General features: G+C 68.1%; 18 protein-coding genes, 1 tRNA gene and 1 pseudogene. 10 read left to right on the top strand and 10 right to left on the bottom strand.

Going from position 1 to position 20,871, the window contains the following annotated elements; genetic code table 11:
• The first annotated feature begins 111 nt into the window (after positions 1–111).
• Positions 112–672 (top strand): cob(I)yrinic acid a,c-diamide adenosyltransferase, encoded by a 561-nt coding sequence (locus AABM56_RS04285; RefSeq protein ID WP_133863014.1) that lies wholly within the window; start codon positions 112–114, stop codon positions 670–672.
• Positions 669–1,733, top strand: coding sequence for an ion transporter (locus tag AABM56_RS04280; RefSeq protein ID WP_133863015.1), 1,065 nt, complete (start codon positions 669–671; stop codon positions 1,731–1,733). The genes AABM56_RS04285 and AABM56_RS04280 overlap by 4 nt, the downstream gene beginning before the upstream one ends.
• On the opposite strand, the gene AABM56_RS04275 is transcribed toward AABM56_RS04280, so the two are convergent.
• The 3 genes from AABM56_RS04275 to AABM56_RS04265 form a co-directional block, all read right to left on the bottom strand.
• Positions 1,714–2,568: an ATPase gene (locus AABM56_RS04275; RefSeq protein ID WP_133863016.1), complete on the bottom strand. Its 855-nt coding sequence runs from the start codon at positions 2,566–2,568 to the stop codon at positions 1,714–1,716. The genes AABM56_RS04280 and AABM56_RS04275 overlap by 20 nt on opposite strands.
• Before the next feature lie 173 nt (positions 2,569–2,741).
• Positions 2,742–3,686, bottom strand: a complete 945-nt coding sequence (locus AABM56_RS04270) for an NAD(P)-dependent oxidoreductase (protein WP_133863017.1) — start codon at positions 3,684–3,686, stop codon at positions 2,742–2,744.
• Between the two features lie 81 nt (positions 3,687–3,767).
• A complete protein-coding gene (locus AABM56_RS04265; RefSeq protein ID WP_133863018.1) occupies positions 3,768–4,655 on the bottom strand; it encodes a LysR family transcriptional regulator ArgP in 888 nt (295 codons plus the stop codon).
• 99 nt (positions 4,656–4,754) lie between these two features.
• On the opposite strand from AABM56_RS04265, the gene AABM56_RS04260 reads away from it, so the two are divergent.
• Positions 4,755–5,354, top strand: coding sequence for a LysE/ArgO family amino acid transporter (locus AABM56_RS04260; RefSeq protein ID WP_133863019.1), 600 nt, complete (start codon positions 4,755–4,757; stop codon positions 5,352–5,354).
• A 62-nt stretch (positions 5,355–5,416) separates the two neighbouring features.
• Positions 5,417–6,382 (top strand): hypothetical protein, encoded by a 966-nt coding sequence (locus tag AABM56_RS04255; protein WP_347883856.1) that lies wholly within the window; start codon positions 5,417–5,419, stop codon positions 6,380–6,382.
• Between the two features lie 9 nt (positions 6,383–6,391).
• Here AABM56_RS04255 and AABM56_RS04250 read toward each other — a convergent pair whose 3' ends face one another.
• Entirely contained in the window at positions 6,392–7,006 is a 615-nt protein-coding gene (locus AABM56_RS04250; protein WP_133863021.1) for a pseudouridine synthase, read from the bottom strand.
• A 63-nt stretch (positions 7,007–7,069) separates the two neighbouring features.
• Here AABM56_RS04250 and AABM56_RS04245 point away from each other — a divergent pair, with 63 nt between their 5' ends.
• Positions 7,070–8,101 (top strand): MBL fold metallo-hydrolase, encoded by a 1,032-nt coding sequence (locus tag AABM56_RS04245; RefSeq protein WP_133863022.1) that lies wholly within the window; start codon positions 7,070–7,072, stop codon positions 8,099–8,101.
• A gap of 25 nt (positions 8,102–8,126) precedes the next feature.
• Here the strand turns inward: AABM56_RS04245 and AABM56_RS04240 are convergent, their stop codons facing one another.
• Both AABM56_RS04240 and AABM56_RS04235 read right to left on the bottom strand, forming a co-directional pair.
• Positions 8,127–8,462: a protealysin inhibitor emfourin gene (locus tag AABM56_RS04240; RefSeq protein ID WP_017640065.1), complete on the bottom strand. Its 336-nt coding sequence runs from the start codon at positions 8,460–8,462 to the stop codon at positions 8,127–8,129.
• A 12-nt stretch (positions 8,463–8,474) separates the two neighbouring features.
• Positions 8,475–9,536: a M4 family metallopeptidase gene (locus AABM56_RS04235; RefSeq protein ID WP_133863023.1), complete on the bottom strand. Its 1,062-nt coding sequence runs from the start codon at positions 9,534–9,536 to the stop codon at positions 8,475–8,477.
• Between the two features lie 134 nt (positions 9,537–9,670).
• On the opposite strand from AABM56_RS04235, the gene AABM56_RS04230 reads away from it, so the two are divergent.
• Positions 9,671–9,744 (top strand) — tRNA-Gly (locus tag AABM56_RS04230).
• A gap of 94 nt (positions 9,745–9,838) precedes the next feature.
• On the opposite strand, the gene AABM56_RS04225 is transcribed toward AABM56_RS04230, so the two are convergent.
• Entirely contained in the window at positions 9,839–12,016 is a 2,178-nt protein-coding gene (locus AABM56_RS04225) for an ATP-binding protein (protein WP_133862063.1), read from the bottom strand.
• A 245-nt stretch (positions 12,017–12,261) separates the two neighbouring features.
• Between AABM56_RS04225 and cycA the strand changes: the two genes are divergently transcribed.
• Positions 12,262–13,644: a D-serine/D-alanine/glycine transporter gene (gene cycA, locus AABM56_RS04220; RefSeq protein ID WP_263259503.1), complete on the top strand. Its 1,383-nt coding sequence runs from the start codon at positions 12,262–12,264 to the stop codon at positions 13,642–13,644.
• A 15-nt stretch (positions 13,645–13,659) separates the two neighbouring features.
• On the opposite strand, the gene AABM56_RS04215 is transcribed toward cycA, so the two are convergent.
• The 3 genes and pseudogenes from AABM56_RS04215 to AABM56_RS04205 form a co-directional block, all read right to left on the bottom strand.
• Positions 13,660–14,928 (bottom strand): Y-family DNA polymerase, encoded by a 1,269-nt coding sequence (locus tag AABM56_RS04215; RefSeq protein WP_347883855.1) that lies wholly within the window; start codon positions 14,926–14,928, stop codon positions 13,660–13,662.
• A gap of 10 nt (positions 14,929–14,938) precedes the next feature.
• A pseudogene (locus tag AABM56_RS04210) lies at positions 14,939–15,352 on the bottom strand (LexA family protein); the annotation flags it as partial.
• Positions 15,353–15,448: 96 nt separating this feature from the next.
• The gene (locus AABM56_RS04205; protein WP_133862067.1) at positions 15,449–17,467 is read right to left on the bottom strand and encodes a methyl-accepting chemotaxis protein; all 2,019 of its coding nucleotides are present in this window, start codon (positions 17,465–17,467) and stop codon (positions 15,449–15,451) included.
• A 175-nt stretch (positions 17,468–17,642) separates the two neighbouring features.
• On the opposite strand from AABM56_RS04205, the gene AABM56_RS04200 reads away from it, so the two are divergent.
• The 3 genes from AABM56_RS04200 to AABM56_RS04190 all read left to right on the top strand — a co-directional run bounded on the left by AABM56_RS04200 (position 17,643) and on the right by AABM56_RS04190 (position 20,862).
• Complete coding sequence (locus AABM56_RS04200) at positions 17,643–19,106, top strand: amidohydrolase family protein (RefSeq protein WP_133862068.1); 1,464 nt, start codon at positions 17,643–17,645, stop codon at positions 19,104–19,106.
• A gap of 265 nt (positions 19,107–19,371) precedes the next feature.
• Complete coding sequence (locus AABM56_RS04195; protein WP_236712125.1) at positions 19,372–20,151, top strand: transporter substrate-binding domain-containing protein; 780 nt, start codon at positions 19,372–19,374, stop codon at positions 20,149–20,151.
• Between the two features lie 48 nt (positions 20,152–20,199).
• Entirely contained in the window at positions 20,200–20,862 is a 663-nt protein-coding gene (locus AABM56_RS04190) for an amino acid ABC transporter permease (protein WP_133862070.1), read from the top strand.
• Positions 20,863–20,871 lie beyond the last annotated feature (9 nt).

Genomic DNA, 20,871 nt, shown 5'->3' with positions numbered 1-20,871 from the left:
AATGCTCATTTACTCTTCGTAAACTCCACTTCCTCACCGATTTTTGCCTTGCCTGACCGTCGCTCGGCGACTTCTCAGACAAGCCCTTAGGACCTCATCAGGAGCTGCGCCATGGGTTTTCGCCTTACCGAGATCTACACCCGCCAGGGCGACGCCGGCGATACCGGCCTGGCCGACGGCAGCCGGGTACCCAAGGATCATCCGCGCATCGAGGCCATCGGCGCGGTGGACGAACTCAACAGTGCCCTGGGTCTGCTGCTCGCCGAGCTGGCGGACGATACCCGCCTGGCCGAGGTGAGCGACGCCCTGGCACCCTGCCAGCACCGGCTGTTCGACCTCGGTGGCGAACTGGCCTTGCCCAGCTATCGCGCCCTGCAGGCGGGGGAGATCGAGCGCCTGGAAGGCGCCATCGACCGCTGGAACGCCGAACTGGGGCCGCTGGAGAATTTCATCCTGCCCGGCGGCTCGCGCGCCGTGGCCCAGGCCCATGTCTGCCGCACCCTGGCCCGCAGCGCAGAGCGGCGCTGCCGCAGCCTGCACGCGGTGGAGCCGCTGGAAGGCCAGGGCCTGCCCTATCTCAACCGGCTGTCCGACCTGCTGTTCGTCGCCGCCCGCATCGTCGCCCGGCGCCAGGGGGTGAGCGAGGTGCTCTGGCAGGCCGCACGGCCATGAGCGCGCCGGCGGCACCAACCGCGTCACCACCGCGCCGCCACGAGGGCCTGCTGGCGCTGTGGGACGGCCTGATCCTGATCCTGGTCTGCGTGAACCTGGCGCTGATCCTGTTCGACAGCCTTTACGCCCTGGGGCCGCTCAACCAGGCCCTGGCCGCCATGCTGCCCGGCTTCCACGCCTTCTACGGCGAACGCATCCATGCCCACTTCACCCGCATCGACCTGGTGTTCGTCGCCTTCTTCCTCGCCGATGTGCTGCTGGGCTGGCTGGTGGCGGTAGTCGAGCGCCGCCATGCCCGCTGGTACCACTATCCCTTCATCCACTGGTACGACGTGCTCGGCTGCATTCCCCTAGGCGGCTTCCGCCTGCTGCGGGCGCTGCGCATCGTCTCGCTGCTCCTGCGCCTGCAGCGCCTGGGGCTGATCGACATGCGCGGCTGGCGGCCCTATCGGCTGTTCAGCCACTACTACCAGCTGCTCATGGAAGACCTGTCGGATCGGGTGATGATCAAGATCTGCGGCGAATTGCAGGACGAGCTCAACACCCGCGACGACTTCTCTCAGAGCGTGATCGACCGCGTCATCCGTCCGCGCAAGCAGCGGCTGATCGACGGCATGGCGCTGCGCATCCAGGCGATGGTGGAGCAGGGCTACAGCCAGAATCGCGCCACCCTGGAACGCCTGGTCGGCGACGTGGTGCAGGGCGCCCTGGACGAGAATCCCGACCTGGCCCGGCTCAAGCGCCTGCCCATGGGTGAGCGCCTGGCCGACACCCTGGACGGGGTGCTCACCGACATCGTCAACGGCCTGGTCCGGGAAGCGGCGGCCAGTCTGCGCACCCGCGACTTCCGCGCCCTGGCCAGTCGCCTGGCCGATCACGGCTTCGATCAGAGTCTGCCCAGCGGCGCCCAGGACAATGCCCTGGACGAGGTGCTGGTGGAGATCCTCGAGGTATTCAAGCAGAAGGTCCTGCAGCGCCGGCTCGATCAGCTCGACGGCGAGCTCTGGCCGCAGGACTGGCAGCGCAGCGAGATCGATCCGATCAACGCGCCCCGGCGCTGATCTGCTGCTGCAGATTCTGCACCTGGGTCTGCAGGGTGGTGATGTTGCGGGTGGTCTGCAGGCGGAAGGCGTCGAATTCCTTGCTGTCCGGGCCCACCGGGCGGGCGTCCAGTTCGCTGCGCAATACCAGCAGGTCCTGCTGCATCTCGCCCAAGGCCTGGTTCTGGGCGCTGGGTTTCTTCAGCGCGGCGATGTCGGCCTGCAGCGCCTTGTTCTGCGCAGTGAGGCTGGCGACCTGCTCGGTCAGGCTGGCGGTCTGCGCCAGGCCGCTCTTCAGCGTGGTCTGCTCCTCGGCCAGGGCCTTGAGTCGGGTATCCACCTCGCCACTGCCAGTCTGCACCGTCTGCACCGCGGTGGAGAGATTCTGCAGGCGGTTGTCCTGGGCCTGCTGGTTGTCCGTCACCCCCTGTTGCTGGCGGGTGAGTTCGGCGACCTTGCTCTGCAGGGTCTTGACCTGCAGCAGCAGGGCCTCGCGACTGGTAGTGCCGGAGGATTCGCTCTCCACCAGCTTGCCGGAGATGTCCCTCAGGCGACCCTGGGCGTCTTCGCTGATGCGCGCGAAGTTTTCCTGGGTGGCCACCACCTGCTCCTGCATCAGCACCAGTTGCTGATGACTCCACCAGGCGACCCCGGCCAGGGCCAGGGTCAGGGCCGCGACCAGTACCCACAGCGGCGCGGTGGAGGGCCCGCGGCGTACCGGGCGGGAGTGACCGGCAGCGGGTTCGCGATAGACCTCTTCGGCTTCGACCGGACGCCGACTGCCGGGACGGCGATCGTCGCGCTCCGGGGTCAGACTCGGGACGTTATCCATTTCATCGAGAAGATCGTTGCGCATGGCAGACCTGTGAGCAGAGGCAGGAAGACGGAATCGCGGCCAGTATAACGGCCGTCGCCATGGACGCGAGGCAGCCGGCACGCGGATTGGCCCCGGGAGCGTGCGCCGAAACGCAGTCTGCGTCGATAGCAAAGCACTAGCATGCCCTGCCCTGGGTGCGCTGAGGATTGCCGCTAGACCGGTCCGCTATGGGCCTGGGGCGCCCGCGGGCGATATTCTTCCAGAGCGCTCCAGGAACTGGCTTCGGGCAGGTAGCCGAAGGCCTCCTGGGCGGCGCGGATGTCCAGGGTGAAGGCGCTGTCGAGCAACTCGGGCCAGCAGGATTCATGACCCGGGGTGCGCAAGCGGGCATAGAGCCGCCGGGGATCGAAGGCCTTGCGCTCGACGACTGGCGGCAGCTCGAAGCGGCGCAGCAGGAAGTTGATCGCATCCCAGCACACCAGCGACTGGCCATCGCTGAGGTTGAAGACCTTGCCGTGGGTGGCGGCCGGTTGCCTGAGCAGCAAGGTCACCAGGGCCTTGCGCAGGTTGCCGGCGCTGGTGAAGTCCCAGCGATTGAGACCGTTGCCGCTACGCCCCAGCTGCCTGGCCTTGGCCCGTTCCAGCAACCAGCGCGCCCAGTCGCGATCGGCCAGGCCGAGCACCTGGGCCGGCCGCAACACCGTGACCTGGGGGCCGAATTCACCGGCGGCCAGGGCCAGGCGCTCCAGTTGCAGACGGCGCTGGGCCTCGCGGCTCCTGGGCTTGGCCGGCACCTGGTCTTCCTTGAGCGCTTCGCCGCCGCTTTCGTAGAGGCGCGCGGACGACACATAGACGAATTGCGCGACCTGCTGCTGCAGGGCGGCTTCGATCAGCACCTGACCGTGATCCAGATCGGCGGCGCTTGGCACGCCGGCCACGTCGGTGCAGTGGGCGATGGCGTCGATGTCGTCGCACAGCGCCACCACCTGCGCGGGCTGGTCGAGCAAGGCCGGGTGGTAGTCGGCGCCGCGTTCGACCAGGGCGTCCAGGGTCGCGCCGGGGCGGCCGTGCACCCGCACCAGTTGGCCGCGGTCGAGCAGATCGCAGGCCAGACCCGCACCGAGCGCCTCGCTGGCGCCCGTGATCAAGATACGCATGTCGCTGGGATTCCCGAACCTGTCCGCGGTCGCCGAGGGCGACCCAGGGACCAGTGTAACCAAAGCCTTCGACAGGCGCCGCTAGTCGCGCACCAGCCACTGACCGGCGACGCCCTCCAGATGGCGGGTCAGCGCCTGCAGGGCGACACCGCCATTGCGCCAGTGATGCCAGAACAGCGGGACATCCACCCAGTGACCGGGCGCCAGATCCACTAGGGCACCACTGGCCAGGGCGGCCGCACTCTGGATATCGGGCAGCAGACCCCAACCGATACCACTGAGGGCCATCTGCTGGAAACCTTCGGCGGACGGGCAGAGGTGGTAGTCGAAGGGCGCGGTGACACCGAGCTGCTCCAGGTAGCGGTGCTGCAGGCGGTCGTCCGGACCGAAGACGATGGCGGGCGCGCGCACCAGGGCCTGGGCGATCGGCCGCCCGGTCAGCCAGCGGGCACAGAAATCCGGACTGGCCACGGCGCGATAACGCATGGCGCCCAAGGATCGCACCCGGGCGCCCGCCAGGGGCTGACCGCTGGCGCAGAGGCAGGCCGCCACCTCGCCCGCGCGCATACGGCGCAGCACCACGTCCTGATCCTCTACCACCAGATCCAGCAGCAGCCCCTGCTCCACCAGCCAGGGGCCGACCGCGGCCGGCCACCAGCTGGCCAGGCTGTCGGCGTTCAGGGCGATACGGAGCCGCTGCGGCGCTTCTTCAGCCAGTCCCGGCACCTCGCTGCCCAGATCGGCTTCCAGCAGCCGGACCTGCTGGATGTGGCGCAACAGCCGCAGCCCCGGCGCGGTGGGCTGGGGCGGTGTCTCCCGCACCAGCACCGCCTGGCCGACCCGGGCTTCGAGCAGCTTGATGCGCTGGGACACCGCCGATTGCGACAGGCCCAGCCGGCGCGCCGCCCGTTCGAAGCCACCCTCTTCCACCACCACCGCCAGGGCTTCCAGCAACTTGTAGTCGATCATCGATTCAGCTAATGCTGCATAAGGAATATTGGTTTTTCTTATACACCCGGACCCGGCAAGGTGGCAGCCATTCCCGGACAACAAGGCGACACCCTTGCAATGAACAGCTACCTCACCGGCCTCTTGACCATGGCCAGTCTCATCATGGCGCTGGGCGCCCAGAACACCTATCTGCTGGCCCAGGGGCTGCGCCGCGAGCACCATCTGGCCATTGCCGCCTTCTGCCTCACCTGCGACGTGATCCTGGTGGCCGCCGGGGTGCTGGGCCTGGCCGCGCTGATCCAGCACAGCCCGCTGCTGGTAGTCATCCTGCGCTGGGGCGGCGCGGCCTTTCTGCTCTGGTACGGCGCCCAGGCGCTACGCCGGGCCTGGCGGCCGGCGGCCATCGACAAGCTGGAGACCACGAGTCCGCGCAGCCGGCGGCAGGCGTTGCTCGCCGCGGCCGCCGTCTCCCTGCTCAATCCCCATGTCTATCTGGACACGGTGCTGCTGGTGGGCTCCCTGGGCAGCCAGCAGGCCGCGCCCCTGGCCTATGTGTTCGGCGCCGCCACCGCCTCCATGCTGTGGTTTTTCGGACTCGCCCTGGGCGCGGCCTGGGCCGCACCCTACCTGGCCCGTCCGGGGGTGTGGCGACTGATCGATCTGCTGGTGGCCGGGGTGATGTTTGCCGTCGCGGTGCAATTGCTGGTCTCGACCTGAGGCTGGCCTTCGCCCGGCGAGCGCCCTAAGCTGCGGCTCTGCGTTTCCTGTCGAGAGTTCCTATGCCCTTCGCCCGCTCGCTCCGCAGCCAGAGCCTGCTCCTGTTCGGCGGCAGTCTGCTGCTGATGCTGCTGATCGCCCTCGCCGGCTTCGGCCTGCTTTCCCGCGAACTGCACCGCTACCAGCACCTGATCGAGGGCCCGCTGGAACGGCTGGTGGAAATCGACGACACCCACCTAACCTTCAAGATCCAGGTGCAGGAGTGGAAGAACTTTCTGCTGCGCGGTGGCGATGCCGACACCGCCGAGCGCTATTGGCAGGCCTTTCTGACCCGCGAAGCCGAGGTCGATCAGCGACTGCAACAGCTGGCCACCCGCGTCGACCCCGAATTGCAACCGCGGCTCCGGGCGCTGCGGACCCAGCACGGGCGTCTGGGCGAGCGCTATCGCGCCGGCCATGCCGCCTATCTCGCCCATGACCGCGATCCACGCCGCGGCGATGCCGAGGTCCGCGGTATCGACCGCGAGACCGCCGAGGGCTTCGCCGCCCTGGTCGATGAACTGCACGGCCGTACCGCCGAGCAGATCGCCGCCATCCGCGCCGAGGCCCAGCGCGACATCCTGCTCGCCGGCCTGGCCCTGCTGCTCTGTGGCGGCGGCCTGCTGTTCCTGGGGGTCAGGCTGGTGGAGCGGCGGCTGGTGGATCCGCTGGTGACCTGCGCCCGACAACTGGGGCTGCTGGCGCGCGGGCGCTTCGGCGAGCGCCTGCCCGGCGGGCGCGATGACGAACTGGGCCGCCTGACCCTCAGCACCAATCTCCTGCGCGACGCCGCCGTCCAGCACACCCACGAGCTGCGTCATCAGGCCAGCGAGGTCAGCGCCCTGAGCGCCCTGCTGGCCAGTCAGCTGCTGACCGAACCGGGTCAGCCCGCGCGCGCGATCGATCCGCAGGTCCTGAAAGAGGTCAGTCGCCGCCTCGCCGACATCGCCGGCGATCTGCAGGAGGCCGCCAGCCAGCGGCAGGATTGAGCGGCGGCGCTAGAGCTGCGCCGGTACCTCGCGCCATTGGCCCGGCGCCAAATCGTTCAGCGTCCAGGGGCCGATGCGTACGCGCACCAGGCGCAGCGTCGGCAGGCCCACCGCGGCGGTCATGCGCCGCACCTGGCGATTGCGCCCCTCACGGATGGTCAGCTCGATCCAGGCGGTCGGCACGCTCTTGCGAAAGCGCACCGGCGGATCGCGCTCCCAGAGCACCGGCGGCTCGGCCAGCAGACGGGCTTCGGCGGGCAACGTGGGGCCGTCATTGAGTTCGACCCCCTGGCGCAGGCACTGCAATTGCGCTTCGCTGGGGGTGCCTTCCACCTGGGCCCAGTAGGTCTTGGGCAGCTTGTGCCGGGGATCGGCGATGCGCGCCTGCAGCTGGCCATCATTGGTCAGCAGGAGCAGGCCTTCGCTGTCACGATCCAGACGGCCGGCCGGATAGACACCCGGCACCGCGACATAGGCCTTCAGGGTCGCGCGGCCATCGGCATCGGCGAACTGGGTGAGCACGTCGAAGGGCTTGTTAAGCAGCAGCAGCCGCGGCGTGACCGGCGGCGCCTTGGCCTGGCGACGGGGCCGCTGGCCGGGGGTGGAACGGGTATTTCGCGACATGGGGATCGACGGCGGCTAGCCAAAGGGTAATCTGGACCGCCCAGTCTATTCGTCCGAGGACCCATGCGCATCTTTCGTCCGCTGTGGCTGATCCACCTGTTGACCCTGGCCGGTTGCGCCTCGTCCGCCTACGAAGGCCCGCGCTCCGATCACTTCGACGGCGAGCGCTTCCACAACCTGGCGCCGCGCGAGGACAAGAGTCTCTGGACCCTGCTGAAATGGCAGCTCACCCGCACCCGTCCCGAGTGGACCTGGCAGGAAGGGCCGGCCGTGCCGACGCGGCCAGCGGCCCGGGTCGAGGGTGGCGAATTGCGGGTGACCTTCGTCAACCATGCCACCCTGCTGATCCAGCATCAGGGCCTCAACATCCTCGCCGATCCGGTCTGGTCGGAGCGGGTGAGTCCCTTCAGCTTCATCGGTCCGCGGCGCTATCACGCCCCCGGCGTGGCCTTGGATGACCTGCCGCCGCTGGACCTGATCTTCGTCAGCCACAGCCACTACGATCACATGGATCTGGCGACCCTGCGGCGCCTGGCCGAGCGCGCGCCCCTGACGCCGGTGGTGACGCCCCTGGGCAACGCCGAGCTGATCCGCCGCGAGACCGGTTTCGTCACCGTCAGCGAACTGGACTGGTGGCAGAGTCTGCCGCTCAAGGATGACGTGCGCCTGCACCTGGTGCCAGGGCAGCACTGGTCGGCACGCAGCCGCTTCGACACCAATCGCCGGCTATGGGGTGGCTTCGTGCTGGAAGCGCCGACCGGACCGGTTTATTTCGCCGGCGATACCGGCTGGGGCCCGCACTTCGCGCAGATCCGCGAACGCCTGGGCGCGCCGCGCTTCGCCGCCCTGCCCATCGGCGCCTATGAACCGCGCTGGTTCATGCGGGACAGCCATCTGAATCCCGACGATGCGGTACGCGCTCATCAGGCACTGGGCGCCGTGAGCAGTCTGGGCATCCATTTCGGCACCTTTTCCCTGAGCGACGAAGGACAATTCGCTCCGCCCCGCGACCTGGCCCATGCCCGCGCCCTGCATGGCCTGGCCGACGAGGCGTTCCGGACACTGGCGCCGGGCGAGGCCTGGTCGGTGCCCTAGGTTCAAGACGAAAGGGGGCTGGACGCTACTCCACCAGCCCCTTGTCCCAGAGCCGCACCAGCTCGCTGGGCGCCCGGTCTTCGGGGATCAGCAGGGTCAGTTCGTCTTCCTGCTCGGCGGGTTGCGGGCGAAAGCGCAGCTCCACCTTGAAGTAGCGCTGATCGCCGCGCCCGACCTGGGTCGGTTCGCCGGATTCCGGCAGGCAGCGTTCCAGCACCGAGCAGATGCGCCCGCGCTGGGCGCTGTCGTACTGGCCGAATTCGATCTCCCTCGGCTTGCTCAACGCATGCAGGGGCGCGAAGCCCCCCTGTCGCGAGAGTCGCACCACGGTGTCCTTGCCCAGCGGGGGAAGTTCGCGCATTGCCCTGCTCCTCTAGCTAAGGGTGACGCCGACACCGGCCCAGGCCTCCTCGACCGCGCGGACCTCGGCCGATTCGGCGCCGAAACGGCGCCCGGCGTTGGACACAGTGAGGCGGGCGAAGGCGGCGAAATCCGCATCGTTGGCCAGGCGGCTGTCGCAAAGGGTGTCGTACCAGATCGGCCCGGCCTTTTCCCAGGCGTGACCGCCCAGGGCCAGCGCGGCCAGGTAGAAGGCCCGGTTGGGAATGCCCGAATTGAGGTGGACACCGCCATTGTCTTCGCGGGTCTCGATGTAGTCGCGCATATGGCCAGGCTGGGGATCCTTGCCCAGAGTCGGATCGTCGTAGGCGGTGCCCGGCTCGGCCATCGACCTCAGGCCCTTGCCCTTGATCTTCTTGGTCAGCAACCCGGCGCCGATGATCCAGTCCGCCTCGGCGGCGGTCTGCTTGAGCTTGTACTGTTTGACCAGGATGCCGAAGACATCGGAGACCGACTCGTTGAGTGCGCCGGACTGGTTGAAGTACACCAGCCCCGCCTCGCTCTCGGTGACGCCGTGCACCAGCTCATGAGCGATGACGTCGAGGGCGATGGTGAATCGATTGAAGATCTCGCCGTCGCCATCGCCGAATACCATCTGCTCGCCATTCCAGAAGGCGTTCTGGTAGTCCTGGCCATAGTGGACGGTACCGGCCAGCGGCAGGCCCTGGCCATCGATGGAATTGCGACCGAAGACCTCGTTGAAGAAGGTGAAGGTGGCGCCCAGGTAGTCGTAGGCCTCGTCCACCGCCACATCGCTCAGCGCCGGCTGGCCTTCCTGGCGCACCAGGCGCCCGGGCAGCTGCATGGCATTGCCGGCATCGAAGATGCTGCGCTGCGGACTGGCGTCATCGGTACGCGGCAGCGGCCCGATCGGCGCCTGGCGCACCCCGGGCCGGCCGGGATTGTGCAACAGACTCTGGACGTGGCTCAGGGTGGTCAGGGCGCAGGAACGCTGGTGTTCGTCGCCATGATCGATGATGCGGCCAAGAATGTAGGGGGGAATCACTCCCTGGTAGGTGCCCGGATAACGAGACATGCGCGACCTCCTCCTCTGGGGGACAAAGGTCCCCGATCACCGCAGCGTGCGGTCCTGTCCGTTGGACCACGAAACAGCCGGACCACTCCCGCCTCTTCACCCGGAGGCAGGCTTCTGGTACAAAGGCACCCCACGCGGGCGTCGTATAATGGCATTACCTGAGCTTCCCAAGCTCATGACGAGGGTTCGATTCCCTTCGCCCGCTCCAGATTTCAGGCGGCCTCCAATCAGTCCTTGCGGACACGCTGATTGGGGGCCGTTGCGTTTCCGGGCTCTGCCAAGGGGTTTTGCGTGCGCGAAACCTACCCCGCTACCAGGCTCCTCACCCGCTGCGCCAGGGCCTCCACCGCGAAGGGCTTGGTGAGGATCGCCATGCCGGGCTCCAGGTGGCCGTCGCTGAGCAGCGAGGTTTCGGCGAAGCCGGTGATGAACAGCACCTTGAGTGCCGGACGCTGGACCCGGGCGGCGTCGGCCAGCTGGCGACCGTTCATGCCGCCGGGCAGGCCGACGTCGGTGACCAGCAGATCGATACGGGCATCGGAGTGCAGCACTTCCAGGCCGCCGGCGCCGTCGGCGGCCTCGATGATGACGTAGCCCAGTTCGCGCAGCAGATCGGTCACCAGCATGCGCACCGTGGGTTCGTCGTCGACCACCAGCACCGTGGCATGGGCACCTTCCAGCAGACCGGGCTGGCCCGCTGCCAGAGGCGAGCCGCATGGTCGCCCCACCGGTCGCAGGGGCAGGTAAAGGCAGACCGTAGTGCCTTCGCCTGGCATCGAGCGCAGCCGCAGCTGGCCGCCCGACTGGCGGGCGAAGCCATAGATCATCGACAGCCCAAGGCCCGTGCCCTGCCCCATCGGCTTGGTGGTGAAGAAGGGTTCGAAGGCCTTGGCGGCGACCTCCGGCGGCATGCCGCTGCCGGTATCGGTCACGCTCAGGTGCAGATAGCGCCCGGGGGCCAGTTCGAAATCGCGGCTGTCCCCTTCGCCGAGGGTGCGATGACTGGCGGCGATGAGGATACGCCCGCCCTTGGGCATGGCGTCGCGCGCGTTGATGCACAGATTGAGCAGGGCGTTTTCCAGCTGGGACTGGTCCACCAGCAGCGGCTGGTCGTCCGGCAGACTGGTGAAGTGCACCTGGATGGCCGGCCCCACGGTGCGCTGCACCAGGTCGAGCATGCCGCCCACCAGCTGGTTGACCACCGTGGCCTCCGGGGCCAGGGTCTGGCGGCGGGCGAAGGCCAGCAGCCGGTGCGTCAGGGCCGCGGCGCGCTTGGCGCTGCCCTGGGCGGCCAGCAGGTATTTTTCCAGCTCGGTGAAGCGCCCCTGGCCGATGCGCAGACTCATGAGGTCGAGGCTGCCGGAGATCCCCGCGAGCAGGTTGTTGAAATCATGGGCCAGGCCGCCGGTGAGCTGGCCGACCGCTTCCATCTTCTGCGACTGGCGCAGGGCTTCTTCCGAGCGGCGCAGTTCCTCGGTGCGCTCTTCGACGCGCTGCTCCAGGGTGGCGGTCAGGTCGCGCAACTCCGCCAGGGCGCGGTCGCGCTCGTCGGCCAGGGCACGCCGGGCATCCACGTCCAGCAGCACGCCGGGAAAGCGCAACGGGGTACCGTCCGGAGCCAGTTCGACGTGGCCGTTGGCCTCCAGCCAGTAGTAGCGGCCGTCGCTGCGGCGGACCCGGTACTGGTGGGCATAGCGCCCACCGCGCGCGATGACGTCGGCGATGGCCGCGGCCAGGCCGGTCTGGTCGTCCGGGTGAACGGTGGCCACCACCTGCGCCAGGCTCAGGCCATCGCGGCCCAGCGCCGGGTCGAGGCCGAAGTTGATGGCGAAGGCCTCGTCGACGGTGAATCTGTCGGTGGGCAGGTCCCAGTACCAGGTGCCGATGATGGCACCGGCGGCGAGGGCCAGTTGTACACGCTCGGCGGCGGCCAGCACGCTGCTCTCCGCGGCGCGCGCGCTGTCGCGCTCGTCGATGCGCGCCGAGAGTTCCTGTTCGAGGGTCAGGTTGTGCCGGCGCAGGGCGGCCTCGGCCACATCGCGCTGGTGGTGGGCCTGGACGCCGGCAGTGGTCTCGGTGGTGATGTTGAGCATGCCGACGATGGCCTCGCCGTCACGCAGCGGGCTGTAGGAAAAGCTCCAGTAGGTGTCCTCGGGATAGCCGTTGCGGGTCATCACGAAGTGCTTGTCGACGAAGTGCTGTGCCTCGCCGGACAGCGTCCGCTCGATCAGCGGCGCGATCTCGTCCCACAGTTCCGCCCAGACCTTATCGATCGGCTGCCCCAATGCGGCAGGATGGCGCGCGCCGAGAAAGGGGGCGTAAGCCTGGTTGTAGATCAGCGTCTGCTCCGCGCCCCAGGTGGCGCACATGGCGAAGGGGGACGCCATCAGCAGGTCGTAGGTGGTCCGGAGGGCCACGGGCCAGCTGGCGCGCGCGCCCAGTGGCGTGGTTTCCCAGGCGAAACTTTCGAGATAGGACAAGGGACGACTCACTGGCAGAGGCACTGAGGGATCTCGTGGCCGTCCGGGTCCGCTGCAGGAGCCCGGATGGCCATGATAGGCAGGTACGAGCCTGCCTGCCAGAGTTCCAGGTGACCGACGGCGCCGCCGCCCCCATCAGTGGCAGGCCGGCCCTGCGGCATGCTGTCCCGGTGAAACGACTGGCACGTCCGCCGTGCATCTCTTACCGTGTGGCCCCCGCTGTCGCTGTCAGGTATCCGCTCGTCATGTCCGCGTCTTCCACCCCGCCCGAGGGGCTGCAACGCAGCCTGTCCAATCGCCATCTGCAACTGATCGCCATCGGCGGCGCCATCGGCACCGGCCTGTTCATGGGCTCGGGCAAGACCATTGCGCTGGCCGGCCCCTCGATCCTGCTGGTCTATCTGATCATCGGCAGCGCCCTGTTCTTTGTCATGCGCGCCCTGGGCGAACTGCTGCTGTCGGACCTGGACTACAAGTCCTTCATCGACTTCTGCACCGATCTGCTCGGCCCCTGGGCCGGCTTCTTCTGCGGCTGGACCTACTGGTTCTGCTGGATCGTCACCGCCATCGCCGATGTCATCGCCATCGCCGCCTATGCCCAGTTCTGGCTTCCAGGCCTCGCGCCCTGGATCCCGGCGCTGCTCTGCGTACTGCTCCTGCTGGGGCTCAACCTGGTCACCGTGCGGCTGTTCGGCGAACTGGAATTCTGGTTCGCGCTGATCAAGATCGTCGCCATCTGCGCCCTGATCGTCACCGGCTTCGGCCTGGTGCTCTGGGGCTTCCGGTCGCCCTCGGGCAACGTCGCCAGCCTGGCCAATCTGTGGAACGACGGCGGCGTCTTTCCCATGGGGCTGGGCGGTTTCTTCGCCGGTTTCCAGATCGCCGTCTTTGCCTTCGTCGGCATCGAACTGGTGGGTACCACCGCCGCCGAAACCGCCGATCCGCGACGCAACCTGCCGCGGGCGATCAATTCCATTCCGCTGCGCATCCTGGTGTTCTATGTGCTGGCGCTGGTGGTGATCATGGCGGTGACGCCCTGGCGCCAGGTGGTGCCGGACAAGAGCCCCTTCGTCGAACTCTTCGTGCTGGCCGGCGTGCCCATGGCCGCCAGCCTGATCAATTTCGTGGTGCTGACCTCGGCCACCTCCTCGGCCAACAGCGGCATCTTCTCCACCAGCCGGATGCTCTATGGCCTGGCCCGCGAAGGTCATGCGCCACGCGGCCTCACCCGCCTTTCGCGGGCGGCGGTGCCGGCGCGCGGGCTGGTGCTGTCCTGCCTGTGCCTGCTGCTGGGTACGGTGCTGATCTACCTGATCCCCAACCTGGTCACCGCCTTCACCCTGGTCACCACCCTGGCCGCGGTGCTGTTCATGTTCGTCTGGTCGCTGATCCTGCTGGCCTGGCTGGCGTACCGCCGCAACCGTCCGGAGCGCCATGCCGCCTCGGCCTTTCGCCTGCCCGGCGGACGCTGGGTGTGCTACGGGGTGCTGGCCTTCTTCGCCGCGGTGCTGGTCCTGCTGACCCTGCAGGACGACACCCGCCAGGCGCTGCTGGCCAGTCCGCTGTGGTTCCTGCTGCTGGGCGTGGGCTACTGGTGGCGCGGGCGGCGGGTGGTACGCGCCGGCTAGACCGGCGCTGGGCGCTCAGCCCACCGTCCAGAGTTCATCGAGCCGGGTGGTGTAGCGCGGGCTGAGCAGGTCGCGGCGCATCTGCCAGGCGGGATCGCGCGGAATCCGTGCCGGTCTCAGGGTCTCGCGACCGAACCGGCCGTTGATGGCGTCCAGGGTCGCCATCAGCCGCGCAGCGGCCGGATCCGGGGCGGCGAAGAGATCCGCCGCCACCTCGCCACGGCCGCAGAGATCGAGCAGCAGCACCTCGGCCTTGGCATAGCCGAAGCCGTCGCGAAAGATCTCGCGCAGGCCCGCCTGGGCCTGGTCGTTGAGCACCCGGGTGTCGTCGCTGGGCGCCGGCAGGTTGAGCAGGGCGGCATTGGCGTAGCGGCCGTCGTCGGCGCCGTGCATGCCGGTCTGGATACTGACCCTCAGGGTGCGACAGAGCGAGCCCTGGGCGCGCAGCTTTTCCGCGGCGCGGGCGGTGTAGCTGGCCACCGCCTCGGCCAGGGCGCCGAACTGGTACTGGCGGCGACCGAACATGCGACTGCTGCAGATCGTCTGCCGGGGCGCTTCCAGTTCCTCCAGGCTCAGGCAGGCCAGTCCGCGCAATTCCCGTGCGGTCTTTTCCAGCACCACGCTGTAGCGCTGGCGCAGCGACCAGGCGTCCTGCCCGGCCAACTCCCAGGCCGTGGTAACGCCCTCCCCGCGCAGGCGCGCGGCCAGGCGCCGGCCGACCCCCCAGACGTCTTCGATGGGCGAATGCTTGAGCACCCAGTCGTGCACCGCCGGGTCGCGCAGATCCAGCACCCCGCCGGTGCGCGCCGGCCAGCGCTTGGCGGCGGCATTGGCCAGCTTGGCCAGGGTCTTGGTGCCGGCGATGCCGACGCTGACCGGGATGCCCGTCCACTTCTGCACCCGCGCCTGCAGGCGCTGGCCGAGGGCATCCAGGGGTTCGGGCAGGCCGGCCAGATCGGCGAACACCTCGTCGATGCTGTAGCGCTCCAGGCGCGGCACCAGGGTCGCCAGGGTGCGCATCACCCGATCGCTGAGATCGCCATAGAGGGCGTAGTTGGAACTGAAGGCCTCGACCTCGCCGCGCCGGGCCAGTTCGCGCACCTGGAACCAGGGCGCGGCCATGGCGATGCCCAGGCGCTTGGCCTCCGGCGAGCGGGCGATCACGCAACCGTCGTTGTTCGACAGCACCACCACCGGCCGCTGCGCGAGATCGGGGCGGAAGACCCGCTCGCAACTGCAATAGAAGGCGTTGCAGTCGATCAGCGCCAGCACCGACCCAGCCATGGCCGAAGCGCCGCAGGCTGTGGGTGGCGACGCCCCAGACCTCGAAGTCGTCGCGCTCGCCGATAACCAGGGGCGCATAGGCGGGATTTTCCGCCAGCAGGACGAAATGGGCGCCGCGCCGGCCGAGGCGCTTGAGGGTGGGTTCGCGATCGCGTACCGCCACCACGATGTCGCCGACCCGTGCCGGCCGGGCGCGATCGACGATCACCAGATCGCCGGCGAAGATCCCGGCGCCGGTCATGCTGTCGCCACTGACCTGGATGACATAGGTGTGGGGCGCGCGCAGGTCGACCAGTTCGTCCAGCGAGACCTGGCGCTCCAGATGATCCTGGGCCGGCGAGGGAAAGCCGCACGGCAGGCGAAAATCATAGAGCGGCAGCCGGGTCTCGGACGACTCCAGGCAACCCAGGACGGTAACGGACATGACAAGGCGCTCCTGCGGATAACTGTATATTTATACAGTTATCCGCAGCTGCCGTGTTGTAAAGTCCGACCTAACCCTCGCCGATGAGCGGCGACCTCAGGCGCTAAGGCGAAAGCGCGAAACGATGCCGCGCAGGTCCTGGGAGAGACCGGCGAGACGCTCGGCGGTGCCGGCATCGGCTTCGATCCCGCCCAGGACCTGCAGGGTGCTGGCGCGGATGCCGGTGGTGTTGCGGTTGATGTCTTCGGAGACCGCGGCCTGCTGTTCCGCGGCGCTGGCGATCTGCACGTTGACGTCGACGATGCGCTCCACGGCGGCGCCAATGCTGGTCAGGCTGACGCTGGCCTGCTCGGCCGCCGCGACGCCGGTCAGGGCATGGCCGCGACTGGCCTGCATCTGCCCGACGGCTTCGCCGGTGGCGGCCTGCAACTGCTCGATGATGCGGCGGATTTCCTCGGTGGAGGTCTGGGTGCGCGAAGCCAGGGTGCGGACCTCGTCGGCCACCACGGCGAAGCCGCGGCCCTGCTCGCCAGCCCGGGCGGCCTCGATGGCGGCGTTGAGCGCCAGCAGGTTGGTCTGCTCGGCGATGGTACGGATCACCGCGATGACCCCGCCGATGGCCTGGCTGTGGCTTTCCAGGGCTGCGACCTTGGTGGCGCTGAGGTCCACCTCGGCGGCCAGGGCCTCGATGGCCTGTTGCGTCTGCTGCATCACCCGGGTGCCTTCCCGGGTGGCCTGATCGGCCTGCTGGGCGGCGGCCACGGCACCTTCGGTGTTGTTGGCGACGTCCGCCACGCTGGCGGTCATCTCGGTGATGGCGGTGGCCACCTGATCGGTCTCGCCCTGTTGCGTCTGCATGGTCGAACGCGCCTGGCCAATGGAGCCGGCCAGGGATCCCGAGGCCTCGGCCACCGCGTTGGAGGCCTGATCGACCTCCCGCAGCGAACGACCGAAGGCCTCCAGCATTGCGTCCAGGCTACGGCCGATGTCGGCGATCTCGTCACGTCCGCGCAGGGCGGCGCGGCGACTCAGATCGCCCTGGGCAGCGGCGGCGGTCACCCCGACCAGTTCGGCGATCCCCTGGCGCAGCGCCTGATAGATACCGGCGAAGGTATAGATCAGCAGCAGCAGGGCACCCAGGATCATGCCCACTACCAGATTACGCAGAGTGGTGGCATGGACCAGTCGCTCGGCCAGCAACTGGGAGAGCTGGCCCTGCGCCTCGTCCTGTACCTTGTAATAGCGGGCGACCACGGCATTGCCCTGGGTACCCAGGGCGCGCCCGGAGACCGTACCCTCGTTGGTCATGGCCGCCTGCATGCCCTGGCGGAAGTTGGCATAGTCGTCCGCCGCCTGGGCCAGGGAGCCCTTGAGCCGCTGGGCCAGCTCCGGCGCCTGACGCGCCAGGAGTCTCAGGCCCTGCTCCAGTTCGTCAGCGCTCTGCCGTTCCTGGCTCACCACGCTGCGCGCCAGATTCAGACTGGCCGGATCGAATCTGTTGGTGGCGCTCAGACCGGTGGCCAGGCCGCGAAGTTGTCCGATGAGGTTGATTTCTCGCGGCAGGCGCACGGAAGTGATGTCGATGAGAAAGAGACTGGCGTAATCCGAGTCCAGCGCCAGGCCGGAGGTGGCCGAGACGTAGTAGAAGAGATTGAGGGTCTGGGTCAGCTGCTCGTTCCAGGCCTCGAACACCTCCAGCGGGGTGCCCGTGGTGCCCTGCAGCAGACGCTCGGCGCCCCGTCGCAGCTGGCTCAGGCGATCCCCGGTTTCCAGCTGGGTGCCGAGTTCGCGGTCCAGCCGGCCCAGATCGTCATAGGCCTTGAGCAAATTGTCACGATTGTTCTGCCAGTCCTGCTGAGCGGAGGCATCGCCATCCTGGAGCCGCTTGGTCAGGGCGCGCTGCAACATACTCAGGCGGGCGACCGGGGTCAGTTGCGTCAGATAGCGCTGACCGTCGATTTCCTGGGCCAGGCCGACGCGCTGCTCCTGAATATCCTGATAGAGGTAGACACTGAGGAATACCAGCGGCACCAGGACGATGGCCGCCAGACAGGCGAATTTGGCGGGGAATCTCAAGCGATTCATTAGACTTACGACAGGGGTCAACAGATTCATGGCGAGCTCACGGGCAGCAGAAGGGGTCACTCGGGCTGTACCGCCCAATTTGTGACCTAATAGACAAAGTATTCTGTAACAGTTCTATCGTTATCGGCCTGCCGCTTCGCTTATATGGCGCTTTGCCACCCGACGGTCGAAACGTGCCCCTCAACGGTTGCAGGATGGCTCTAGCATGCATGATGTAGTGATTCTCAATGCCCTTGTGCTGGATGGTCGCGACCGTCCGGGCCGGGTACTCGACGTGGCGATTTCCGGCGAGCGCATCCAGGCGCTGGGGGAACTGGCCGGGCAACCGGCACGGGAGGTCCGCGACGGCAGCGGCCTGGTGCTGGCCCCCGGCTTCATCGATGTGCATACCCACGACGACACCATGGTCATCCGCCGCCCCGAGCAGTTGCCCAAGCTCAGCCAGGGGGTCACCACCGTGGTGGTCGGCAACTGCGGCATCAGCGCCGCCCCGGTGCGGCTGCGCGGCGAACCGCCGGATCCGCTGAATCTGCTCGGCCCGGCCGCGGCCTTCGGCTATCCCACCTTTGCCGCCTACCGCGCGGCAGTGGAGCAGGCGCGGCCCGGCGTCAACGTGGCCGCCCTGGTCGGCCACACGGCGTTACGCAGCAATCATCTGGACGATCTCCAGCGTGCCGCCACCCCCGCCGAAATCGCCGCCATGCGCCTCGAATTGCGTGAAAGCCTGGCGGCTGGCGCCCTGGGGCTTTCCAGCGGGCTGGCCTATGCCTCCGCCGCGGCGGCGCCGACCGCGGAGGTGGCCGAATTGGCCGCGGAGCTGGACGCCGTGGGCGGACTCTATGCCACCCACCTGCGCAGCGAATTCGCCGCGGTGCACGAGGCCCTGGACGAAGCCCTGGACATCGGTCGGCAGGCACGGGCGCCGGTGGTGGTCTCCCACTTCAAGTGCGCCGGGGTGGACAACTGGGGCCGCGCGCCGGAATTGCTCGGCGCCCTGGAGCAGGCCGCCCATCGTCAGCCGGTCGGCTGCGACTGCTATCCCTATGCGGCCAGTTCCTCCACCCTGGATCTCAGGCAGGTCACCGATCGCCACCGCATCACCATCACCTGGTCCACCCCGCATCCCGACTGCGGCGGCCGCGACCTGGCCGCCATCGCCGCCGACTGGGGCCTGGATCTGCAGGAAGCCGCCCGTCGCCTGCAACCGGCGGGCGCCGTCTACTACGGCATGAGCGAGGCCGATGTGCAGCTGATCCTCGCTCATCCGCTGAGCATGATCGGTTCCGACGGCCTGCCCGAGGATCCCTTCCCCCATCCGCGGCTCTGGGGCGCCTTTCCACGGGTGCTGGGTCATTTCAGCCGCGACCTCGGCCTCTTTCCGCTGCACACCGCCGTGCACAAGATGACCGGCCTGTCCGCCGCCCGCTTCGGCCTCAGCGGGCGCGGCCTGATCGAGCCGGGCGCCCAGGCCGACCTGGTGCTGTTCGATCCCCGGCGCATCCGCGACGTGGCCGACTTCAGCGACCCGCAACGGCCTGCCGAAGGCATCCACGCCGTCTGGGTGAATGGCCGCCTGGCCTATGTCCCGGACCAGGCCATTGGCGAACGCCATGGGCGCTTCCTGCCACGCGCCGGCGATCTGCGGCACGGCTTCCCGCGCCCCGCCTGAGCGCTACCGGGTAACGCCTCGCCCTGGTGCGTCCTCGTTACCTTCCGCCACCTTCCGGTGCCCTCTGAGGCACCGGGAGCACCCTCTGCTGCCTGTCGCTCAAGCCAAGCCCTTGATTTGCAACGCCGGGCGAATAGCTGGCACAGTCACTGCAATCCATTCCGTTGTTACGAACATACTTCCGCTATAACGGAAACGGAGAGACGCTATGACAGGCAAGACGAAGGGGTGGAAAACACTGGCGCTGCTGCTCGGCCTGGTCGCCATGACCGGCGCCCAGGCGGCCAAGCTGGATGACGTGCTCAAGCGCGGCCATCTGGTCGTGGGTACCGGCAGCACCAACGCCCCCTGGCACTTCCAGGGCGCCGACGGCAAGTTGCAGGGCTTCGATATCGATATCTCCAAGGTCATCGCCAAGGGCCTGTTCAACGATCCGGAAAAGGTCGAATTCGTCGTGCAGGGTTCGGATGCGCGCATTCCCAACCTGCTCACCGACAAGGTCGACATCAGCTGCCAGTTCATCACCGTGACCGCCAGCCGCGCCCAGCAGGTGGCCTTTACCCTGCCCTACTACCGCGAGGGCGTGGCCCTGCTCCTGCCGGCCAACAGCCGCTACCAGCAGATCGACGACCTCAAGGCGGCCAAGAGCGACCTGACCGTGGCCGTGCTGCAGAACGTCTATGCCGAGGAACTGGTGCACCAGGCCTTGCCCGGCGCCAAGGTCGACCAGTACGACAGCGTCGACCTGCTCTACCAGGCCCTGGGCACCGGCCGCGCCGACGCCGTGGCCACCGACCAGTCCTCGGTCAAGTACCTGATGACCCAGAATCCCGGTCGCTACCGCTCGCCCGACTACGCCTGGAGTCCCCAGACCTACGCCTGCGCGGTCAAGCGCGGCGACCAGGACTGGCTGAACTTCGTCAACACCGCCCTGCACGAGGCCATGACCGGTGTGGAATTCCCCACCTACCAGGCTTCCTTCAAGAAGTGGTTCGGCGTCGAGCTGCCGTCCCCGGCGATCGGCTTCCCCGTCGAGTTCAAGTGATCCTGGCCCCGGCGCGGCCCGTCCGCGCCCTCTAGGTAGACGTCGAGCATGAACTACACCCTCAACTTCGCCCCCGTGTGGCAGAACCTGGACCACCTGCTGGCCGGGCTCGCCCTCGGCCTGCAGCTGGCGCTGGTGGGCATCGCCATCGGCTGCCTGATCGGCCTGGCCACGGCCTTCGCCCTGCTCTCACCGGTGCGGGCGCTGCGCTGGCTGGCGGCGGGCTACGTCACCCTGGTGCGCAACACCCCGATCCTGGTGCTGATCCTGCTGCTGTACTTCGCCCTGCCCAGCATCGGCATCCGCCTGGACAAGCTCAGCTCCTTTCTGATCACCCTGGCGCTCTATGCCGGCGCCTACCTGGCCGAGGTGTTTCGCGGCGGCCTCATGGCGATTCCCAAGGGCCAGCGCGAGGCCGGTCTGGCCATCGGCCTGCGCGAATGGCAGATCAAGGCCTACGTCATCATTCCGGTGATGCTGCGCAACGTGCTGCCGTCGCTTTCCAACAGCTTCATCTCGCTGTTCAAGGACACCTCCCTGGCGGCGGCCATCGCCGTGCCGGAACTGACCTACCAGGCGCGCAAGATCAACCTGGAAAGCTACCGGGTCATCGAGACCTGGCTGGTGACCAGCGCCCTCTACATCCTCACCTGCTACGTCATCGCCCTGCTGCTGCGCCAGCTGGAGCGACGGCTGAGCCTGACCCGCTAGGAGCCCGAT

This window comes from Pseudomonas aestiva (assembly GCF_039908605.1).
GTDB classification, from domain to species: Bacteria; Pseudomonadota; Gammaproteobacteria; order Pseudomonadales; family Pseudomonadaceae; genus Chryseomonas; species Chryseomonas aestiva.
This window is presented reverse-complemented; position numbering and strand designations above follow the sequence as displayed.